Genomic DNA, 18,072 nt, shown 5'->3' with positions numbered 1-18,072 from the left:
CGGACCTGATCTTTCGACAAGCACCAGACACATGCACCCAGACACAAGCACCCAGCCACAAGCACTGCAAAAATCCCGCAAAACGTTAGATAATACTGCGACTTACGCCTTAACGTCAAATATCGCATGCCTTCCAAGCCTAGCCTGATCCTCGCGTCCAGCTCGCGTTACCGCAAAGAACTGCTGTCGCGCCTGCGCCTGCCCTTTACGGTCATTTCCCCCGATGTAGACGAAACGCCACACCCGGGTGAAACGCCGGCGGCGCTGGCTCTGCGCCTGTCTGTCGCCAAGGCCATGGCCGTGGCGGACAAGCACCCCGGCAGCCTCGTCATTGGATCGGACCAAGTGGCCACTGTCGACGGGCAGCCCATCGGCAAGCCGGGGGATTTCCTGCGCGCGCAGGCCCAATTACGCGCCCTGTCGGGGCAAATCGTGGAATTCCACAGCGCATTGGCGGTGACGGATGGCCAACGGGTGGAAAAAGCCGACATCATCACGCGATGCCGTTTCCGCCAACTGTCGGACCCCGCCATCGAAGCCTACCTGCGCGCCGAGGAACCCTACGATACCGCAGGCAGCGCCAAGGCGGAAAGCCTGGGCATTGCCTTGATGGAAAGCATCCAGAGCGACGACCCGACGGCCATCATCGGCCTGCCCCTGATCGAACTGACGCGCATGCTGACGCGGTTCGGGCTGGATCCGCTGGACGCGCCGGGAGCCCCCGCGTGAGCGGCGCGCTGCACCTGATCCCCGTCGGCCTGGGCGAGGCCCCGCCCGAGCGCTGGCTGCCCGCCGACGTGCGCGCGCTGGCCGGACGGCTGGACACCTATATCGCCGAGAACGCCAAGACGGCGCGCGCCTTCTTAAAGCTGATCGGCACCATCCGGCCGCTGCAGGAAATCACTATCCACACGCTGACCGACAAGGTCAACGACGGCCAGATCAAGGCGTGGCTGGACCCCATTAAAAAGGGCGCGGAAATCGGTCTGGTTTCCGAGGCCGGCTGCCCCGCCGTGGCGGATCCGGGCGCCAAGGTCGTGGATGCGGCACACCGCCTGGGGCTGACCGTCAAGCCGTGGGTGGGCCCCTCATCCATCCTGCTGGGCCTGATGGCCAGCGGCCTGGATGGGCAGCGCTTCGCCTTTCACGGCTACGCGCCAGTGGATCCGGCCGAGCGCGCCAAGCAGCTGCGGGCCTGGGAACAGCATTCGGCCAAGCATGACCAGACCCAACTGCTGATCGAAACGCCGTATCGCAACGCCGCCATGTTCGCCACCCTGCTGACCAGCCTGAAGAGCGACACCCGGCTATGCGTGGCCCGCTCGGTCACGACGGCCGAGGAATGGATCGCGACGCACACCGTGGCCGACTGGAAAAAGTTGCCCGCGCCCCAGCTGGACAAGCTGCCGACGCTATTCCTGTACCTGGCCCGCTGATCCGTATGCTCCGCTTGATCACCACACTGCTGGCCACGGCAGTCCTGGCCGGCTGCGCCACGCGCGGCCCCGCCGGACTGGACCTGGACACCTCCATCACTGCCGTCAGCCAGGCCAGCCGCGTCCGCAGCGTCGTCCTGCACTACACGACGGTTGACGACGCCACCTCGATGAAGCTGCTGTCCAAGGGCAAGGTCAGCGCGCACTACCTGATCAACGACGACGGGCGCGCCTACCGCCTGGTCGATGAAACCCGTGCCGCATGGCACGCCGGCGCTAGCTCCTGGTATGGCAACGTCGCGATGAACAGCACGTCCATCGGGGTCGAGGTCGTCAACCCCGGCTGGACGGAAGGCCCGGACGGCAAGCCGCCCTGGCACGCCTACGACGACCGCCAGGTGCGCGCGCTGACGATCCTGCTGCGGGACATCATCCAGCGCCACGGCATCGCGCCCGAAAACGTGGTCGGCCACAGCGACATCGCCCCGCAGCGCAAAGTGGATCCCGGCCCGCTGTTCCCCTGGAAGGCGCTGGCCGCGGCGGGCATCGGCCGCTGGTACGACGAAGCGGGCGCCGCCGCGCATTTGGCGCGCCTGCAAGCCGAAGGCGTGCCGGACGTCGCCTGGTTCCAGAAACAGTTGCTGCGGTTGGGCTATGCCTGCCCGCAGGACGGCGCCCTGGACCGCGCGACGATCAACACGCTGGCGGCCTTCCAGATGCACTACCGCCCCGCTCTGCACGACGGCCAGGCGGATGCGGAGACCGCCGCGATCATGCTGGCGATGCCTTAGGCAAGCCCTGGGCACGCCGCCTTGACCAGGCCTTGGCCCGGACATGCCGCCACAGGCGTCAGGCCCGGCGCCGCCACCACGCCACGATCCGCCAACCCAGCAGCAGGGCCAGCACCGAAGCGTAGAGGAGCGGCTGCGCCAGGTCGTTCTTGCCCGCCTTGTGCCACCAGTAGTGCAGCACCGCCAGCAGGCCGATCGCGTAGACGGCGCGGTGCAACGGTTGCCAGCGCTTGCCCAGCCGGCGCATGGCCCATTGCGTTGACGTGGCCGCCAGCGCCGTCATCAACACGAACGCGGCGAACCCCACCGTGATGAAGGGGCGTTCGCCGATGTCCTGCAGCATCCCGGCCGGATCCAACCCACGGTCCCACCAGACCCAGGCCATGAAATGCATGGCCCCGTAGAAGAACGCGAACAGCCCGCACATCCGGCGGACGCGAACCAGCGCGGGTTGCCCGGTCATCCGGCGCAACGGCGTGATCGCCAACGTGACCAGCAGGCAGACCAACGTCCAGGTGCCGGACGAGCGCGTCAGGAATTCGACCGGATTGGCGGTCAAGCCGCCGGTGAAGCCCAGCCAGATCCAGCGCAGGAACGGCGTCAGGCCCAGCAGGAACAGGACGGGCTTGATGCGCCCCACTGCACGGGCGGACAGCGGGGCCTTGCGCAGAGAAGCGGCCGCGGTGGGCGGCGAAGTGCCTTCAGGCATGAGTGCGCCTCAGTAGTTCGCTTTCAGGTCCATGCCTTGGTAGAGCGACGCCACCTGCTCGCCATATCCGTTGAACATCAAGGTCTTGCGCTTGGGACTGAACAGGCCGTCCTCGCCGATGCGGCGCTCGGTCGCCTGACTCCAGCGGGGATGCGGGACATTGGGGTTCACGTTGGCGTAGAAGCCGTATTCCTGCGGCGCCGCCTTGATCCAGGACGACACCGGCAGCTTTTCCACCAACCGGATCTTGACTAGCGACTTGGCGGACTTGAACCCGTACTTCCACGGCACCGCCAAGCGCAACGGCGCGCCGTTCTGGTTGGGCAGGACCTTGCCATACACGCCGAACACCAGCATTGCCAGCGGATTCATGGCCTCGTCGATCCGCAAGCCCTCCACATAGGGCCATTCGAGAATGGCGGCGCGCACGCCCGGCATGTTCTCGCGCTGCACCGCCGTCACGAACTCCACATATTTCGCGTTGCCGGTGGGCTCGACCTGTTTCAACAGTTCGGATACCGAATAGCCCACCCACGGAATCACCATGGACCAGCCCTCGACGCAGCGCAAGCGGTAGACGCGCTCTTCCATCGGCGCCAGCTTGAGCAATTCCTCGATGGTGAAAGTACGCGGCTTTGCAACCTCGCCTTCGATGCTGACCGTCCACGGACGCGTCTGCAACTTGCCGGCGTTGGCGGCGGGATCGCCCTTGTCCACGCCGAATTCGTAGTAATTGTTGTAGGAGGTGACATCGGACAGCGACGTCTGCTTGTCCATGACGCTCAATGACGCATTCGGTTTGCCCGTCAGGACGCCGGCATCCTGGGCGAAGGCGCTGCGCGCCGCCCAACCCGGCAAGCCGACGGCGGCGGCGGCCAGCCCGGCGCGCAACATGAGTTCGCGCCGCGAGCGCCAAACGGTCTCGTCGGTGATTTCAGACGGAAGAATATCGGCGGGCTTGCGTATCAGCATCGTGGTCTCCGGTGTGGCGTCCCGCCCGTGACGGGCGCGCCCTGCGCAAGCCATAGACGTTGCGCGATCCCATGATATTCCGCGGCGGCGCCGCCGCGGCTGGGAACTTCCAGATTGACCCGCCGCAACGCCGGACGTTCCCGCCCAGCCAGTGGATCAGGCGTTTGCGGAGATGCGCGGCAGCAGCCACTCGCGCACCCGGGGCACGCTGTCCAGCACCGCTTGCGGAGCGCAACCCTCTAGTTCCTTCAGGGTATGTGCGCCATACGTCACGCCCAGCCCGTGGACACCAGCATTCGCCGCCATCTGGAGGTCGTGCGAGGTGTCGCCGATCATCACGACCCGCCCGGCATCGACGTCCAATTCCTGCATCAGCTCCTGCAGCATCGCCGGATGCGGCTTGCTGAAGGTTTCGTCAGCGGTGCGGGTGGCGTCGAACAACGGGCCCAGGCCGGTCGCGGCCAGCGCGCGGGTCAGGCCGACCCGGCTCTTGCCCGTCGCGACCGCCAGGCGCACATTCTGCCCCGCCAGTTCGGCCAGCAATTCGGGGATGCCGTCGAAAAGGCGCAATTCAGGGTCACGCAGCAGGTAATGGGTGCGGTAGCGTTCCAGAAAGCGCGGCATCATCGCCTGCGTCAGTTCCGGCACGGCGCGGCGCAAGGCGCTTTCCAGCGACAGACCGATCACCCAGCTGGCTTCGGATGCCGACGGCACCGCCAGCTCCAGATCGCGGCAAGCGCCCTGGATGGCGGCCACGATGCTGTGCGTGGAATCCATCAAGGTCCCATCCCAGTCAAAAACGACCAGCGAATACGACGACATAATCAGACCGACTCCAATTGTTTCAGTAGTTGCCGACACGCAGGAGGCAGCTCGGCGGTAAGGGTCATGGGCTCGCCCGTGGTCGGATGCGCCAGGGTCAGCTGGTGCGCGTGCAGGAACATCCGGCCGAAGCCTTTCCGGGCGAATTCGGCCCGAACGTCGTCATGGCCGTATTTGTCGTCGCCCACGATGGGAAAGCCGCTGGCGGCCAAGTGCACCCGGATCTGATGGGTGCGCCCCGTGCGCAGTTCGGCATCGACCAGGCTGTAACCGCCGAAGCGCTGCTTGAGCGTGATGATCGTGTGCGCCGTCTGCCCGTCCGGGTCCACCTTGACCCGGCGCTCGCCGGACTGCGTGGTCCATTTGGACAGGCCCAGCTTGATGTGCTGGCGGTCGTTCACCCAATCGCCCTCCACCAGGGCCAGATAGTGCTTGTCGCCCTTGCCTTCCCGCAGCATGGCGTGCAGGGCCAGCAGCGCGCTACGTTTTTTGGCAACCATGAGCAGGCCGGAGGTCTCGCGGTCCAGCCGGTGTACCAGCTCCAGGAACTTGGCCTCGGGGCGCGCGGCGCGTAGCTGTTCGATGACGCCGAACGACACGCCGCTGCCGCCGTGCACCGCCACGCCGGCGGGCTTGTCCACGACCAGCAACGCGTCGTCTTCAAACACGATCGGGAATTCGGCCCCCGGCACCGGCCGGGGTTTGCCCGGATCCGGCAGCCGCAGGGGCGGAATGCGCACGATATCGCCTTCGACGATGCGGTAGTCGACCGAAATGCGTCCCTTATTTACGCGCACTTCGCCGCCACGGATGGCTTTGTAGATATGCGTTTTGGGGACACCCTTGCACAGGCGCATCAGGTAGTTATCCAGACGCTGGCCGGCATGCTCGGCATCGACCTCCACCATTCGGACGGCGGGGGGGGCTTTAGAGGGGGATATGGGGGAGGAAGTTTCTTTGCGCATTGCGGAAAGCGACATATAATCGGGACAGCCTTAAGGGGCTGAACTAGCCGCCTGGCGTAGAGATGCAATTTAAATACGCAACTCCGTCGAGCGCGCGGGCCGCCATTGTACTGCCTGCTCATTCAACCCCTGGGTCTCTTGGTCGCCGGCGCAACCGCGCCCTGCCGGATAGTGGTGTGGCATTCACTTTGCCCGCTGTCCCAGCAGGTCCGTTGCATGCCGCAAGCGGCTCTGAAGCACTGCAAGAATCGTCGCATATTTAAAGCACCAGCTGCGTGTAGGCAACCAATCCGACCGCAACTGCCGTTCACAGCAATTTTTCCGTCAAACCACATTCAGTGAAGCTGACCCTCCTGCTGACAGAACCCCGTGCCCCACGGCACGACGTGCCCGCCTGACCCGCGGCGGATACGCCTGGGCGCCGCCCAGGTACGGTCCGCATTTCTTGCCCGCTTCAGCCGCAGCCCGAGTGACCCGAGGTCACGCGCCGATATCGGCGCGTCATGACAACGGAGAAACCCTCTCATGAAGCGCATGCTGTTCAATGCGACGCATCAGGAAGAATTACGCGTCGCAATCGTTGATGGGCAAAAACTCATCGACCTCGACATCGAGACTGCCGGCCGCGAACAACGCAAAGGCAACATCTACAAAGGTGTCATTACCCGGATCGAACCCGGCCTGGAAGCTTGCTTCGTCAACTACGGTGAAGACCGCCACGGCTTTCTGCCTTTCAAGGAAGTTGCCCGCAGCTTCTTCAAGGAAGGTGTAGATGTCCGTAGCGCCCGCATCCAGGACGCGTTGCGCGAAGGCCAGGAACTGATCGTTCAGGTCGAAAAGGAAGAGCGCGGCAACAAGGGCGCTGCCCTGACCACGTTCATCTCGCTGGCGGGCCGCTACCTGGTCCTGATGCCCAACAACCCCCGTGGCGGTGGCGTTTCGCGCCGCGTCGAGGGCGAAGACCGTCAGGAACTGCGCGACACGATGGAGCAGCTTGAGCTGCCCCAGGGCATGAGCATCATCGCGCGCACGGCCGGCATCGGCCGCAACGTCGAAGAGCTCCAGTGGGACTTGTCCTACCTGTTGCAACTGTGGACCGCCATCGACGGCGCTGCCCGCGACAACTCCGCCCCCATCCTGATCTACCTGGAATCCAGCCTGGTCATCCGGGCCATCCGCGATTACTTCTCGCCCGAAATCGGCGAGATCCTGATCGATACCGACGAGATCGCCGACCAGGCCACCGCCTTCATGAGCGTGGTGATGCCGGACAACGTCCAGCGCGTCAAGCGCTACCGCGACGACATCCCGCTGTTCTCGCGCTTCCAGATCGAACATCAGATCGAAACGGCGTATTCGCGCACCGTGACGCTGCCCTCGGGCGGCGCCATCGTGATCGACCACACCGAGGCGCTGGTTTCCGTCGACGTGAACTCGGCCCGCTCCACGCGCGGCGCCGACATCGAGGAAACCGCGCTGCGCACGAACTCCGAAGCGGCCGACGAAGTGGCCCGCCAGTTGCGCTTGCGCGACTTGGGCGGCCTGATCGTCATCGACTTCATCGACATGGAAGACAGCAAGAACCAGCGCGCCGTCGAACAGCGCCTGCGTGACGCTCTCCATTTCGACCGCGCCCGCGTGCAAATGGGCAAGATCTCGCGCTTCGGCCTGATGGAACTGTCGCGCCAGCGCCTGCGTCCGGCCCTGAACGAAGGCTCGCACATCACCTGCCCGCGCTGCAACGGCACCGGCGTGATCCGCGACGCCGAATCCAGCGCCCTGCACGTCCTGCGCCTGCTGCAAGAAGAAGCGATGAAGGAAAACACCGCGGCGGTCCACGCCCAGGTGCCGGTGGATGTCGCCACCTACCTTCTGAACGAAAAGCGCGCCGACATCACCAAGATGGAAGCCCGCCTGAAGGTCAACCTGATGCTGATCCCGAACAAGCATCTGGAAACGCCGCACCACCACATCGAGCGCCTGCGCCACGACGATCCGCGCCTGGAAGAGCTGAAGACCAGCTTCGAACTGGTTGAAGCGCCGGCCACGAACGCTCCCTGGCAGCCGCGCGAAAGCGAAATCAAGGCCCGTCCGGAAGCGCTGGTCAAGGGCATCACGCCCTCGCAGCCCGCGCCCGTTTCGACGCCCGCAGCGCCGGTCGCCGCACCGGCCGCGCCCGCCGCCGCAGGTGGCCTGGGCGGCCTGTTCAAGCGCCTGGTCGGCTGGCTGACCGGCAATGCCGACACCGCCAAGCCCGCCCCCGCCGCCCAGGAAGACAGCGCCAAGCGCGCGGCGTCCGGACGTGGCGGCAAGGGCCGCAGCGGCCATGACGGCCAGGAACGCCGTGGCGAACGCCATGGCTCGGACCGCAACCGCAACCGCCGCGGCGAATCGCGTGGCGAAGGTGCTGAAGGCAGCGAAGGCGGTCGTCATCACGTCCGTGGCAACCGCCGCCCTGAAGGCGAACGCGGCGAGCGCCAGGAACGTGGCGATCGCAACAACCGCAACGAGCCGCGTGGCGAGCAAGTCGCACAGTCGGCCCTGGCCTCGAACCGTCCCGATCAAGCCGACCTGGCCAATGGCGACGACACCGGCGCTGGCCGCAACCGCCGTCGCGGCCGTGGCCGCAACCGCCGCGAAGAGGGGCAATCCGACGCGCCGATGAGCGAACAGGAAAGCATGGTGGCCGCACTGGCGCAAACCGTGGCAACGGCCCTGCCCGACACCAAGCCGGCCGCTGAAGCCTCGCTGGATGCCGCCGACGCCGCCGAGCAGGCCGCCGATGGCATCCCGACCGCGGAAGGCGCCGAAGGCGCAGCCGATCCGGAACGCAAGCGCCGCCGCCGCCGCAGCCGCCGTGGCCGCCGCAGCCCGGACGAAGCCGGCCTGGCCGGTAGCGACGAGCAACTGGAAGACGGTTCGGACGACGACGCCGGCGAACAAGCCGAAGGCGTAGCGACACAAGCCGCTCCCTCGGCGCCGGTCGCCCCTGCCCAAGTCGCTGAAGCTGTCCCGGCCACCGCCGCTGAAGCTGCCCCGGCCCCGACGCAAGCCGTCGAGACCAAGGTAACGGAAGCACAGGTGATCGAAGCCGCGCCGACCCAAGCCGCGCAAGCCCCGGCCGAAGAAGCGACCCAACCGGTTGCCCAATCGGCTGACGCTCAGCCGGCCGAAGCCCAACAGGTCGAAGCCCCGCAGGCTGAACCGGCGCAAACCGGCGAACCCGTCGTGGCTCAGCCCGTGCAGGCAGCCCCCCCGCAAGTGACGCAACCCGTCGCAGTGGAACCGGCCAGCCAGGTGTCCGCGCCCGCCGCCCCGGTGGCCGAGCCCGTAGAAGCCGCTGTCGTGGAGCCCGTCGTGACGGCGCCCGTGGTCGAAACCGCCACCCCCGCCGCTCCGGTGGTCGCGCAACAGCCGATCGTGGTGCCGGCAACGGCGCCCACGGCCAAGGCGCAAGCCTTGCACGACGTGGTCAATGCCGCGGGCCTGAAGTGGGTGGAAACCGATCCGGACCGCCACGCCCAGACCCAGTTGCGCATCGCCGCCGCGCATACGCCGACCCGCCTGGGCCGCGAGCGCAAGCCGGTTGCCGCCGTCTCGAACGAACCGCTGGTTCAAGTCGAAACGCACTCCTAAGCCGCTAGCGCGACAAAAAGCCCCCGGGCAAAGTGAACCCCCGAAAGTTGGACGAGATCCAACCTTCGGGGGTTTTTACATTGATACGCTCGGGTTTCCTGGACAGCGTCGATATCGATGCAGCCCACTCCGGGCCAGCGCCCCCCCACAAAAAAGCCCTCGAGATCGAGGGCTTTGAGCTTGCGGACCGCTTGTGGTCAGAACTGGTACGTGTACGTCAGCTGGACCACGTCCAGGCCAGGATTCGGGCGCTTGATGCTGGCGTTGGAGAAGTGCGAATAGCGCACGCCGATCCGGTTGTTCGGGGTCAGCAGGAAGCCCATGCCGACATGGTCGCCGAACTGGAACGCCGTGCTGATGTTCTCGTTGGCGAAGCGCGTGCTGGAGAACACTGTCGCGCCGATGCCGGCCTCGAGGTAGAAGCGCTCGCCCGTCCACCAGCGGAACATCGGGATGGCATTCAATTGCCAGACATGGCCCGGCGACCGCGAACCGTCCGCCCACCAATAGGACGCGCCAAGTTCAGGCGTCAGGTCCAGGCGGCCCCAATTGCCGCCAAACTGGTACGTCCAGACAGACGGGGTTTCGTAGTTCAGCGTGATGCGCTGATAGTGGTCGCCAATACCGTAATGCATGCTGATGCCGCCTTGCGTGCCCTCGGACGATTGCGCACTAGCAAAGGTCGCTGCGCCGGCAAGCGCCACACCGACAAGGCACGTAAGCATTTTCTTCTTGGTCGACAGCATAGGTAACTCCGTGGATTTCTGGTCTAACCGGCAACATAGCAAAATCCGGGCCGGATGGCTTGATGATTGTCGCAATATGGCAACAATTAGCAGTGGAAAACACTGTTCCGAAAAACACACTCACACTCGATACAAACCCCGGTCCGGCGCGATACGAATCCCGCTGACAAACCCATGAAAAAGCCGTCCCAGGCCCAAGGCCCACGACGGCTTTTTTTGAGGATCCGTGCGGCGCGCCCAAGCGCGCCCGCCCTGAAATCAGGCGGTCACCACGTCCGCCGGCTGGTTGGTCAGCAACGCCAGCAGACGGGCGATTTCCTCGCGCAGCTGACGACGGTCGATGACCATGTCGATAGCGCCCTTCTGCAACAGGAACTCGGCGCGCTGGAAGCCTTCGGGAAGCTTCTCGCGAACGGTCTGTTCGATCACGCGCGGACCGGCAAAGCCGATCAGCGCCTTGGGTTCGGCGATGACCACATCGCCCATGAAGGCGAAGCTGGCCGACACGCCACCCATGGTGGGGTCGGTGAGCACGCTGATGAAAGGCAGGCCCGCCGCCGACAGGCGGGTGAGCATGGCGTTGGTCTTGGCCATCTGCATCAACGACAGCAGGCTTTCCTGCATGCGCGCGCCGCCAGAGGCCGCCACACATATGAAGGGCGTCCTGTTGTCCAGGGCCGCCTGGGCGCCGCGTGCAAAGCGCTCGCCCACCACCGACCCCATCGATCCGCCCATGAACTCGAATTCAAAGCACGCGAGCGTCGCCGGCACGCCGCGGATCGAACCGCTCATGACCACTAGCGCATCGGTTTCACCGGTTTGCTTGACGGCCTCTTGCAGGCGCTCGGGGTACTTGCGAGTGTCCTTGAACTTCAGCGTGTCCACGGAACGCGTGGTCTGGCCGATTTCGACCCGACCTTCCATGTCCAGCAGCGAATCGATGCGGGCCCGCGCGCCGATGCGCATGTGGTGGTCGCACTTCGGGCACACGTGCAGATTGGCCGCCAAGTCTTCGCTGTACAGCACCGATTCGCACGACGGGCATTTCACCCAAAGGCCTTCGGGAACGCGGCGGGCGCCGCTGTCGCTGGTTTTATTGATGCGAGGAGGCAGGAGTTTTTCGATCCAGCTCATTGATGTTTCATCCCGTGTGAGGTCGCGCCCGCCGCTCAGGCCGACGCGTTTTCTCGTTTTACTTGATCCAGCGCTTGCCGGATGGTGCGCAGCCAGCCGCTGGCGGCGGTGACTGCGGCGTCGGTTTTCTGGGCAGCCGGGGCGTCAGCCACCGCCTGCTCCATCGTTTCAATCAGTTTGCTGCCGATGACGACCGCATCGGCAACGCGGGCCACGCGCTGGGCGCTTTCGGCATCGCGGATGCCGAATCCAACGCCCACCGGAATGTCGCGCACATGGCGGCGGATAACGGCCACGCGCTCGGCGACGTCGTCGGTGTTCAGTGAGCCCGCGCCCGTGACGCCCTTGAGCGATACGTAATATACGTAGCCGCGCGCGACTTCCGCCACGGCCTGGATCCGGGCCTCGGTGGAGGTGGGAGCCAACAGGAAAATGGGGGCTATGCCGTGCTCGCCCAGGGTGGCAGCGAACTCGATGACTTCTTCAGGCGGATAGTCCACCACCAGCACGCCGTCCACGCCGGCCTTTTCGGCATTGACGGCGAATGCGGTCTGGCCCATGCGCTCGATCGGGTTGGCGTAACCCATCAGCACCACGGGGGTAGACGTGTCGCGCTGACGGAATTCAGCCACCAGTTCCAGCACGCGGGCCAGGCCCACGCCCTGCGCGATGGCGCGGTCGGCCGCGCGCTGGATCACCGGGCCGTCGGCCATGGGATCCGAGAACGGCACGCCGAGCTCGATCACGTCGGCACCGGCCTCGACCAGTGCGTGCATCAGGGGAACCGTGGCGGCGGGCGAAGGGTCGCCTGCCGCGATATAGGGGATCAGCGCCGCGGCACGGCCGGATTCGGCGGTGCGCGCAAAGGCGGCGGCGATGCGATCAGTGCGAGTTGTCATGTTTTAGAGCTCGATACCGGCACGTTCGGCGACGGTATGCATGTCTTTGTCGCCACGGCCCGACAAGTTGACCAGGATGACAGCGTCGCGCGGGAGCGTGGCGGCCATCTTCGCGGCTTGCGCGATGGCGTGCGAGGACTCCAGCGCGGGCATGATGCCTTCGATGCGGCAGCAGTCGTGGAACGCCTTCAGGGCCTCTTCGTCGGTAATCCCCGCGTATTCCGCGCGGCCGGTGTCTTTCAGCCAGGCATGTTCGGGGCCGACGCCGGGGTAATCCAGGCCGGCGGAGACGGAATGCGTCTCCTGGACCTGCCCATCGGCGTCCTGCATGACGTAGGTGCGGTTGCCGTGCAACACGCCCACCTGGCCGGCGGCCAGCGATGCGGCGTGTTTGCCGCTGTCCATGCCCTCGCCCGCCGCTTCGACGCCGATGAGGCGAACGTTTTCGTAGGGGATGTAGGGATGGAAGATGCCCATGGCGTTGGAGCCGCCGCCCACCGCCGCCACGACGTAGTCGGGCTGGCGGCCGATGGCTTCGGGCATCTGCGTCAGGCATTCGTTACCGATGACGGTCTGGAAATCGCGGACCATGCGGGGATAGGGATCGGGACCCGCTACCGTGCCGATGATGTAGAAGGTATTTTCGATGTTGGTGACCCAGTCGCGCATGGCTTCGTTCAGCGCGTCTTTCAGGGTGCGCGAACCCGACGTGACCGGCACTACCGTGGCGCCCAGCAGCTTCATGCGGTAGACGTTCGACGCCTGGCGGCGGATGTCTTCGCTGCCCATGTAGACCACGCATTCCATGCCGTAGCGGGCCGCCACCGTGGCGGTGGCCACACCGTGCTGGCCGGCGCCGGTTTCGGCGATGACGCGGGGCTTGCCCATACGCTTGGCCAGCAGGGCCTGACCGATGCAGTTGTTGACCTTGTGCGCGCCGGTGTGATTCAGATCTTCGCGCTTGAACCAGATCTGGGCGCCGCCCAGCAGTTCCGACCAGCGGCGGGCATGGTAGACCGGGCTGGGCCGGCCGACGAAATGCTTGAGTTCGTAGTTGAACTCTTCCAGGAAGGCGGGGTCGACACGGTAATGGTCATAGGCGGCACGCAGCTCGTCGAGCGCGTGCATCAGCGTTTCTGCCACGAAAACACCGCCATAAGGGCCGAAATGGCCCTTGGCATCCGGAAAGTCGTAAGGTTTCACCAAGCATCTCCCCCGGTATCGCGGCAGGCCACTGCCGGCCGCAAATCCGGTTTGCAACCCGTCATTTTACCTGACCCGGGCCCGGCCGGGGCGGGAAGTCCCCTGCCCCCCGGCCGCGCCCGCACGGCGCCTAGAGCGATTGGCCCAGGCGGCGCAGGAAGGTCTCGCACGAGGCCAACTGGTCCAGGGCCACATATTCATCGGGCTTATGGGCCTGTTCGATATGGCCGGGGCCGCAGACAACGGTAGGGATGCCGATGCCCTGGAACAGGCCGGCCTCGGTGCCATAGGCCACCTTGCGAGTGGTGCGGTCTTCGGTCAGCGCGCGCACCAGCTGGGTGATGGCGGCTTCTTCCGAGGCTTCGAGGGCGGGGGCAGCCGCGCCAGTTTCAATTTCGATGCTGGCACCGTCGAACTCGGCCTTCATGCGCGGCAAGAGCTCATCGCGCACGTATTTTTCGACTTCTGCCTGGATCTCATCGGGCTGCATGCCCGGCAGGTTGCGGAATTCGTAGGTGAATTCGCACAACTCGGGAATGGTGTTGACCGCGATGCCGCCCCGGATCTGGTTGGTGGTCATCGTCGAGAACGGCACGTCGTAGAACTGGTCGTACGGGCCGTTGGCCTTGAAGCTGTCGGCCAGATCGCGGATGCGGCAGATCAGGCGGGCAGCGTATTCGATGGCGTTGCAGCCGCGCGGGGTCAAGGACGAATGCGCCGCCTTGCCGTGCACCTTGCAGCGAAACAGATTGATGCCCTTGTGGGCCACGACCACCTGCATACCGGTGGGTTCGCCCACCACGCAGCCCTCGGGGCGGATGCCGCGCTCAAGCAGGTCGGCCAGCATGTACGGGGCGCCCGCGCAGCCGACCTCCTCGTCATAGGAAAACGCCAGGTGGATCGGCTTCTTGCGGGGCATGGCCAGGAATTCCGGCACTAGCGCCAGCGATCCGGCGATGAACCCCTTCATGTCGCAACTGCCTCGCCCATAGAGCAGCCCGTCTTTCTCGACGAGCTTGAACGGGTCCGTGCTCCAGTCCTGGCCATCCACGGGCACCACGTCGGTGTGGCCCGACAGGACGATGCCGCCCTGCTGGCTGCCGTCTTGCGCCGGCAGCGTGGCGAAGAGGTTGGCCTTGGTGCGCTCGGGGTTGTGCGCCAGCCACGCATCGATGCCCTGGCCGCGGAGCCAATCGCGGACGGTTTCGATCAGGGCAAGATTGGAATTGCGGCTGGTGGTATCGAAACCCACCAGCGTTTCCAGCCAGGTGCGCGCGTTCATGTCACTTCTCTTGTGGGGAAAACGCCAAGTGTAAAGCCAGGAAGCGCCCGCGTCTTGGACGGCGGCCACCGCCGTTCACGGGTTAAGCGCCTAGAATGGCGCCCGGATTCAAAAATACCCCCAAGGAGAAACCGTGCAGCACAAAGCAGTCCCCACACGCAACATCGTGGCCGCAGTGATAGGCAACGCCCTCGAATGGTATGACTTCCTGGTGTTCGCGTTCATGACGCCGATCATCGCCAAACTGTTCTTCCCGACTGACCCCAACCTGCCCGGCAGCGAACTGAACGCCATCCTGATGACGACGGCGATCTTCGGCGTCGGCTTTTTCATGCGTCCGGTCGGCGGCATCATCCTGGGCATGTACGGCGACAAGAAGGGCCGTAAAGCCGCGATGGTGATGGTGACCTCGCTGATGGCCGTGTCCATCGCGCTGATCACGGTCGCCCCGACCTACCATGCCGCCGGCATCCTGGCCCCGATCTTCATCCTGATCGCGCGCCTGTTGCAAGGGTTCTCGGCAGGCGGCGAATTCGGCACGTCGACGGCGCTGCTGATCGAAATGGCCCCCAACGGCAAGCGCGGCTTCTACGGGTCGTGGCAGATGGCCGGCCAGATGCTGGCGCTGCTGATCGGCGCGGCGTGCGGCACGCTGATCACCGAGTTCTTCACGCAAGAGCAGATCGCCGCCTGGGCATGGCGCATTCCGTTCGCATTCGGCCTGGTGATTGTTCCCATCGCGATCTATATCCGCAAGAACATCGACGAAACCGAAGTCTTCAAGAAGATGCAGGAAGAAGACCGCCAGGCTGCCGCGCGCGGTGAAGTGCAGCGCCTGAGCCTGGTTCAGATGGTCAAGACCCACACGCGCGAAACCATGATCGGCGTGGGCCTGGTCGTGACCGCCACGGTATCCATCTACATCACCTTCACGTACCTGGTGACGTACTCCACGCAAATCCTCAAGCTGCCGATGAAGGACACCTTCATGGTGCAGATGGCCGGCGCGGCGCTGATGGTGCTGATGACCCCGTTCATGGGCGCCTGGTCGGACCGCATCGGCCGCCGCCCGCTGGTGATCGGTTCGCTGATCGGCTACCTGATCGTGCTGTACCCGCTGTACTACTGGCTGTCGGACGCGCCGTCGATCGGCCGCCTCCTGACGGTGCAGATCGTCGTGTGCTTCTTCGTATCGGCCTTCTTCGGCGTGTTCAGCACGGTAATGGCGGAACTGTTCCCGGCGCGCGTGCGCTCCGTGGGCTTGTCCCTGGCCTATAACGTGGCCGTGATGATCTTCGGCGGCTTCGCGCAGTTCATCGTGACGTGGCTGATCAAGACCACCGGTTCGCCGATGGCGCCTGCCTACTACGTGATGTTCGGCGTGGCGCTGGGCCTGGTCGCATCGTTCTTCATGCGTGAGCGCGCGCACGAGAACCTGGACCACTGAAGCCAGATCCCCCCACGGCCGCCCGGCCCTGGGGGCTGCGTCCTAACGGCGTGTCGCCGAGGACACGCCGGCCACTTCAGCCAAGGCGTCCAGCGCGCGGGCGAGCGATTCGCCCCCGCGCACTTCCACCGTGAACACCATATGGGCCAGCGACTGCTTGCTCTGCGTATTCACGCCCACCACGTTCAGCCGCAACCGCGCGAAGACTTCGGACAGGTCGCGCAACAGGCCCGGCCGGTCGTGCGCGCGCACGCTGATGTCTACCGGATAGAACGTGTCGGAGGTCTCGCCCCAGGCCACTTCGATCACGCGTTCGGGCTCGCGGGCGGCCAGCGCCAGGTAGCTGTGGCAATCGCTGCGGTGGATGGACACACCGCGCCCTCGCGTGACGAAGCCCGCGATGGCGTCCGGCGGCGCCGGACGGCAGCAGCGGGCCAACTGCGTCAACAGCGACCCCACCCCCACCACCAGCACGCCGCTTTTGCCGCTTTTCTCGGCGCTGCCTGCGCTGGCGTGGCGCAGCGCGGCCGGTTGCGGTTCAACGGCCGGCCCGGGTTGCTGGAACACGCTATCGATCTGGCGCAGGCTGAACTCTTCCTTGGCGGCCGCCACATACAGGTCGTCCGCACGGGCGAAGCCCAGGTTCTGCGCCAGTTGCTCCAGGTTGACCGCCGTCTTGCCCAGCCGCTGCAATTCCTTTTCGACCAGTGCCTGCCCTTGGGTGATGCGCTGCTGCAGTTCGATGGCGTTGAACCACATGCGCACCTTGGCGCGCGCCCTCGGGCTGGCCAGGAACCCCAATTGGGGGTTGAGCCAGTCGCGCGACGGGCCGCCGGACTTGGCGGAAATGATCTCGACGGTCTGCCCCGTGGACAGCCGCGTCTGCAGCGGCACCATCTGCCCATCGACGCGCGCGCCGCGGCAGCGGTGGCCCAGGTCGGTGTGCAAGTGATACGCAAAATCCACCGGCGTGGCGCCAGCCGGCAGTTCGATCACCCGCGCCTGCGGCGTCAGCACGTAGATGCGTTCGTCCGTATGCGCGGGCGCCGTGACCGCATTGCGGCTCTTGCCCGGCCCCGACTTGGCCGGGCCAGGTTTGCCGGCTTCCGGCGTGGCGGCGTCCGCGCCCGGCTCGCCACCGCCTTCGACATCGCTGTTCCAGGCCAGCAACTGGCGCATCCAGGCCAATTGGCGGTCATATTCGCTGGAGGCCGCTACCTGGCCGCCTTTGGCGCCGGCTTCCTTGTAGCGCCAGTGCGCGGCCATGCCGTACTCGGCGAACTGGTGCATCTCGCGCGTGCGGATCTGTACTTCGAACGGCCGGCCGTCGTCGTCGGCCACGACCGTATGCAGCGAACGGTAGCCGTTGGGCTTGGGCCGCGAGATGTAGTCGTCGAACTCGTCGGACAGCGGCGTCCACATTTCGTGCACCAGGCCCAACGCCGTATAACAGGCGCGCACGTCGTCGACGATGATGCGCAAGGCGCGCAAGTCGTACATCTGGGTGAAGTCCAGGCGCTTGACCCGCATCTTGTTCCAGATGCTGTAGATGTGCTTGGGCCGGCCGCTGACCTCGGCCTCGATCCCGGATTTTGACAAGGCGGTCTGCAGGCGGTCGATGGCGCCGGCGATGAAGGCTTCGCGCTCGACGCGCTTTTCTTCCAGCAGGCGGGCGATCTGTTTATATCGGTCGGGTTCCAGGAAGCGGAAGGCCAGGTCTTCCATTTCCCATTTGATCTGCCAAATGCCCAGGCGGTTCGCCAACGGCGCGTACAGGTCCAGCGTTTCGCGCGCGAAGGCGATAGAGCACGGGGCCTTGCTCTCGGCGTGCCAACGCAGGGTGCGCAGCCGGGAGGCCAGCCGCATCAGCACGATGCGCAAATCGGCCGCCATGGCCAACAGCATCTTGCGCTGCATTTCCTTTTGCGAACCGCTTTCCGCTTCGGCGTCGCTGGCCTGCCGGGCCACGACGCCCAGGCGCAACAGTGCGCGGGTGCCCTGGACCAGCCGCGCGACCTCGGCGCCAAAGG

The 18,072-nt window shown here is 65.5% G+C and carries 15 protein-coding genes; 5 read left to right on the top strand and 10 right to left on the bottom strand.

The genetic code is table 11. The features are described from left to right. The first annotated feature begins 126 nt into the window (after window positions 1–126). The 3 genes from HG262_RS15745 to HG262_RS15735 are packed head-to-tail and all read left to right on the top strand — an operon-like array spanning window position 127 to window position 2,227. Complete coding sequence (locus HG262_RS15745) at window positions 127–729, top strand: Maf-like protein (RefSeq protein ID WP_169271899.1); 603 nt, start codon at window positions 127–129, stop codon at window positions 727–729. Then, window positions 726–1,436 (top strand): SAM-dependent methyltransferase, encoded by a 711-nt coding sequence (locus HG262_RS15740; protein ID WP_169271898.1) that lies wholly within the window; start codon window positions 726–728, stop codon window positions 1,434–1,436. The genes HG262_RS15745 and HG262_RS15740 overlap by 4 nt, the downstream gene beginning before the upstream one ends. Before the next feature lie 5 nt (window positions 1,437–1,441). After that, the gene (locus tag HG262_RS15735) at window positions 1,442–2,227 is read left to right on the top strand and encodes an N-acetylmuramoyl-L-alanine amidase (protein WP_169271897.1); all 786 of its coding nucleotides are present in this window, start codon (window positions 1,442–1,444) and stop codon (window positions 2,225–2,227) included. Window positions 2,228–2,285: 58 nt separating this feature from the next. On the opposite strand, the gene msrQ is transcribed toward HG262_RS15735, so the two are convergent. The 4 genes from msrQ to HG262_RS15715 form a co-directional block, all read right to left on the bottom strand. Beyond that, window positions 2,286–2,936, bottom strand: coding sequence for a protein-methionine-sulfoxide reductase heme-binding subunit MsrQ (gene msrQ, locus HG262_RS15730; RefSeq protein ID WP_169271896.1), 651 nt, complete (start codon window positions 2,934–2,936; stop codon window positions 2,286–2,288). A gap of 9 nt (window positions 2,937–2,945) precedes the next feature. Then, window positions 2,946–3,908 carry a protein-methionine-sulfoxide reductase catalytic subunit MsrP gene (gene msrP, locus HG262_RS15725; protein ID WP_169271895.1) on the bottom strand — a complete coding sequence of 321 codons (963 nt, stop codon included), beginning with the start codon at window positions 3,906–3,908 and terminating at the stop codon, window positions 2,946–2,948. A 156-nt stretch (window positions 3,909–4,064) separates the two neighbouring features. Beyond that, window positions 4,065–4,730 (bottom strand): HAD family hydrolase, encoded by a 666-nt coding sequence (locus HG262_RS15720; RefSeq protein WP_169271894.1) that lies wholly within the window; start codon window positions 4,728–4,730, stop codon window positions 4,065–4,067. A gap of 2 nt (window positions 4,731–4,732) precedes the next feature. Beyond that, the gene (locus tag HG262_RS15715) at window positions 4,733–5,695 is read right to left on the bottom strand and encodes an RluA family pseudouridine synthase (RefSeq protein ID WP_211187380.1); all 963 of its coding nucleotides are present in this window, start codon (window positions 5,693–5,695) and stop codon (window positions 4,733–4,735) included. A 525-nt stretch (window positions 5,696–6,220) separates the two neighbouring features. Here HG262_RS15715 and HG262_RS15710 point away from each other — a divergent pair. Continuing rightward, window positions 6,221–9,331, top strand: a complete 3,111-nt coding sequence (locus tag HG262_RS15710) for an Rne/Rng family ribonuclease (protein WP_169271892.1) — start codon at window positions 6,221–6,223, stop codon at window positions 9,329–9,331. A 197-nt stretch (window positions 9,332–9,528) separates the two neighbouring features. Here HG262_RS15710 and HG262_RS15705 read toward each other — a convergent pair whose 3' ends face one another. The 5 genes from HG262_RS15705 to argE form a co-directional block, all read right to left on the bottom strand. Further along, window positions 9,529–10,077, bottom strand: coding sequence for an acyloxyacyl hydrolase (locus HG262_RS15705; RefSeq protein WP_169271891.1), 549 nt, complete (start codon window positions 10,075–10,077; stop codon window positions 9,529–9,531). A gap of 258 nt (window positions 10,078–10,335) precedes the next feature. Then, window positions 10,336–11,211 (bottom strand): acetyl-CoA carboxylase, carboxyltransferase subunit beta, encoded by an 876-nt coding sequence (accD, locus tag HG262_RS15700; protein WP_169271890.1) that lies wholly within the window; start codon window positions 11,209–11,211, stop codon window positions 10,336–10,338. Window positions 11,212–11,246: 35 nt separating this feature from the next. Next, complete coding sequence (trpA, locus tag HG262_RS15695; RefSeq protein WP_169271889.1) at window positions 11,247–12,110, bottom strand: tryptophan synthase subunit alpha; 864 nt, start codon at window positions 12,108–12,110, stop codon at window positions 11,247–11,249. 3 nt (window positions 12,111–12,113) lie between these two features. Further along, window positions 12,114–13,313: a tryptophan synthase subunit beta gene (trpB, locus tag HG262_RS15690; RefSeq protein WP_169271888.1), complete on the bottom strand. Its 1,200-nt coding sequence runs from the start codon at window positions 13,311–13,313 to the stop codon at window positions 12,114–12,116. 130 nt (window positions 13,314–13,443) lie between these two features. Continuing rightward, window positions 13,444–14,595 (bottom strand): acetylornithine deacetylase, encoded by a 1,152-nt coding sequence (gene argE, locus HG262_RS15685; RefSeq protein ID WP_169271887.1) that lies wholly within the window; start codon window positions 14,593–14,595, stop codon window positions 13,444–13,446. Between the two features lie 133 nt (window positions 14,596–14,728). Between argE and HG262_RS15680 the strand changes: the two genes are divergently transcribed. Beyond that, a complete protein-coding gene (locus HG262_RS15680) occupies window positions 14,729–16,042 on the top strand; it encodes an MFS transporter (protein WP_006223807.1) in 1,314 nt (437 codons plus the stop codon). A gap of 42 nt (window positions 16,043–16,084) precedes the next feature. Here the strand turns inward: HG262_RS15680 and HG262_RS15675 are convergent. Continuing rightward, on the bottom strand, window positions 16,085–18,072 hold a 1,988-nt coding region (locus HG262_RS15675), incomplete at its 5' end, for a bifunctional (p)ppGpp synthetase/guanosine-3',5'-bis(diphosphate) 3'-pyrophosphohydrolase (protein WP_169271886.1).

The sequence above is a fragment of the Achromobacter sp. Bel genome, from assembly GCF_012928505.1.
In the GTDB taxonomy this organism is placed as follows: domain Bacteria; phylum Pseudomonadota; class Gammaproteobacteria; order Burkholderiales; family Burkholderiaceae_B; genus Achromobacter.
The sequence above is the reverse complement of the archived record's forward strand: the minus strand, read 5'-3'. Positions and strand labels throughout refer to the sequence as shown.

Coding starts and splice junctions, on each gene's coding strand:
- HG262_RS15745 (WP_169271899.1), top strand. CDS start 127: ATGCCTTCCAAGCCTAGCCTGATCCTCGCGTCCAGCTCGCGTTACCGC.
- HG262_RS15735 (WP_169271897.1), top strand. CDS start 1,442: ATGCTCCGCTTGATCACCACACTGCTGGCCACGGCAGTCCTGGCCGGC.
- msrQ (WP_169271896.1), bottom strand. CDS start 2,936: ATGCCTGAAGGCACTTCGCCGCCCACCGCGGCCGCTTCTCTGCGCAAG.
- msrP (WP_169271895.1), bottom strand. CDS start 3,908: ATGCTGATACGCAAGCCCGCCGATATTCTTCCGTCTGAAATCACCGAC.
- HG262_RS15720 (WP_169271894.1), bottom strand. CDS start 4,730: ATGTCGTCGTATTCGCTGGTCGTTTTTGACTGGGATGGGACCTTGATG.
- HG262_RS15715 (WP_211187380.1), bottom strand. CDS start 5,695: ATGCGCAAAGAAACTTCCTCCCCCATATCCCCCTCTAAAGCCCCCCCC.
- HG262_RS15710 (WP_169271892.1), top strand. CDS start 6,221: ATGAAGCGCATGCTGTTCAATGCGACGCATCAGGAAGAATTACGCGTC.
- HG262_RS15705 (WP_169271891.1), bottom strand. CDS start 10,077: ATGCTGTCGACCAAGAAGAAAATGCTTACGTGCCTTGTCGGTGTGGCG.
- accD (WP_169271890.1), bottom strand. CDS start 11,211: ATGAGCTGGATCGAAAAACTCCTGCCTCCTCGCATCAATAAAACCAGC.
- trpA (WP_169271889.1), bottom strand. CDS start 12,110: ATGACAACTCGCACTGATCGCATCGCCGCCGCCTTTGCGCGCACCGCC.
- argE (WP_169271887.1), bottom strand. CDS start 14,595: ATGAACGCGCGCACCTGGCTGGAAACGCTGGTGGGTTTCGATACCACC.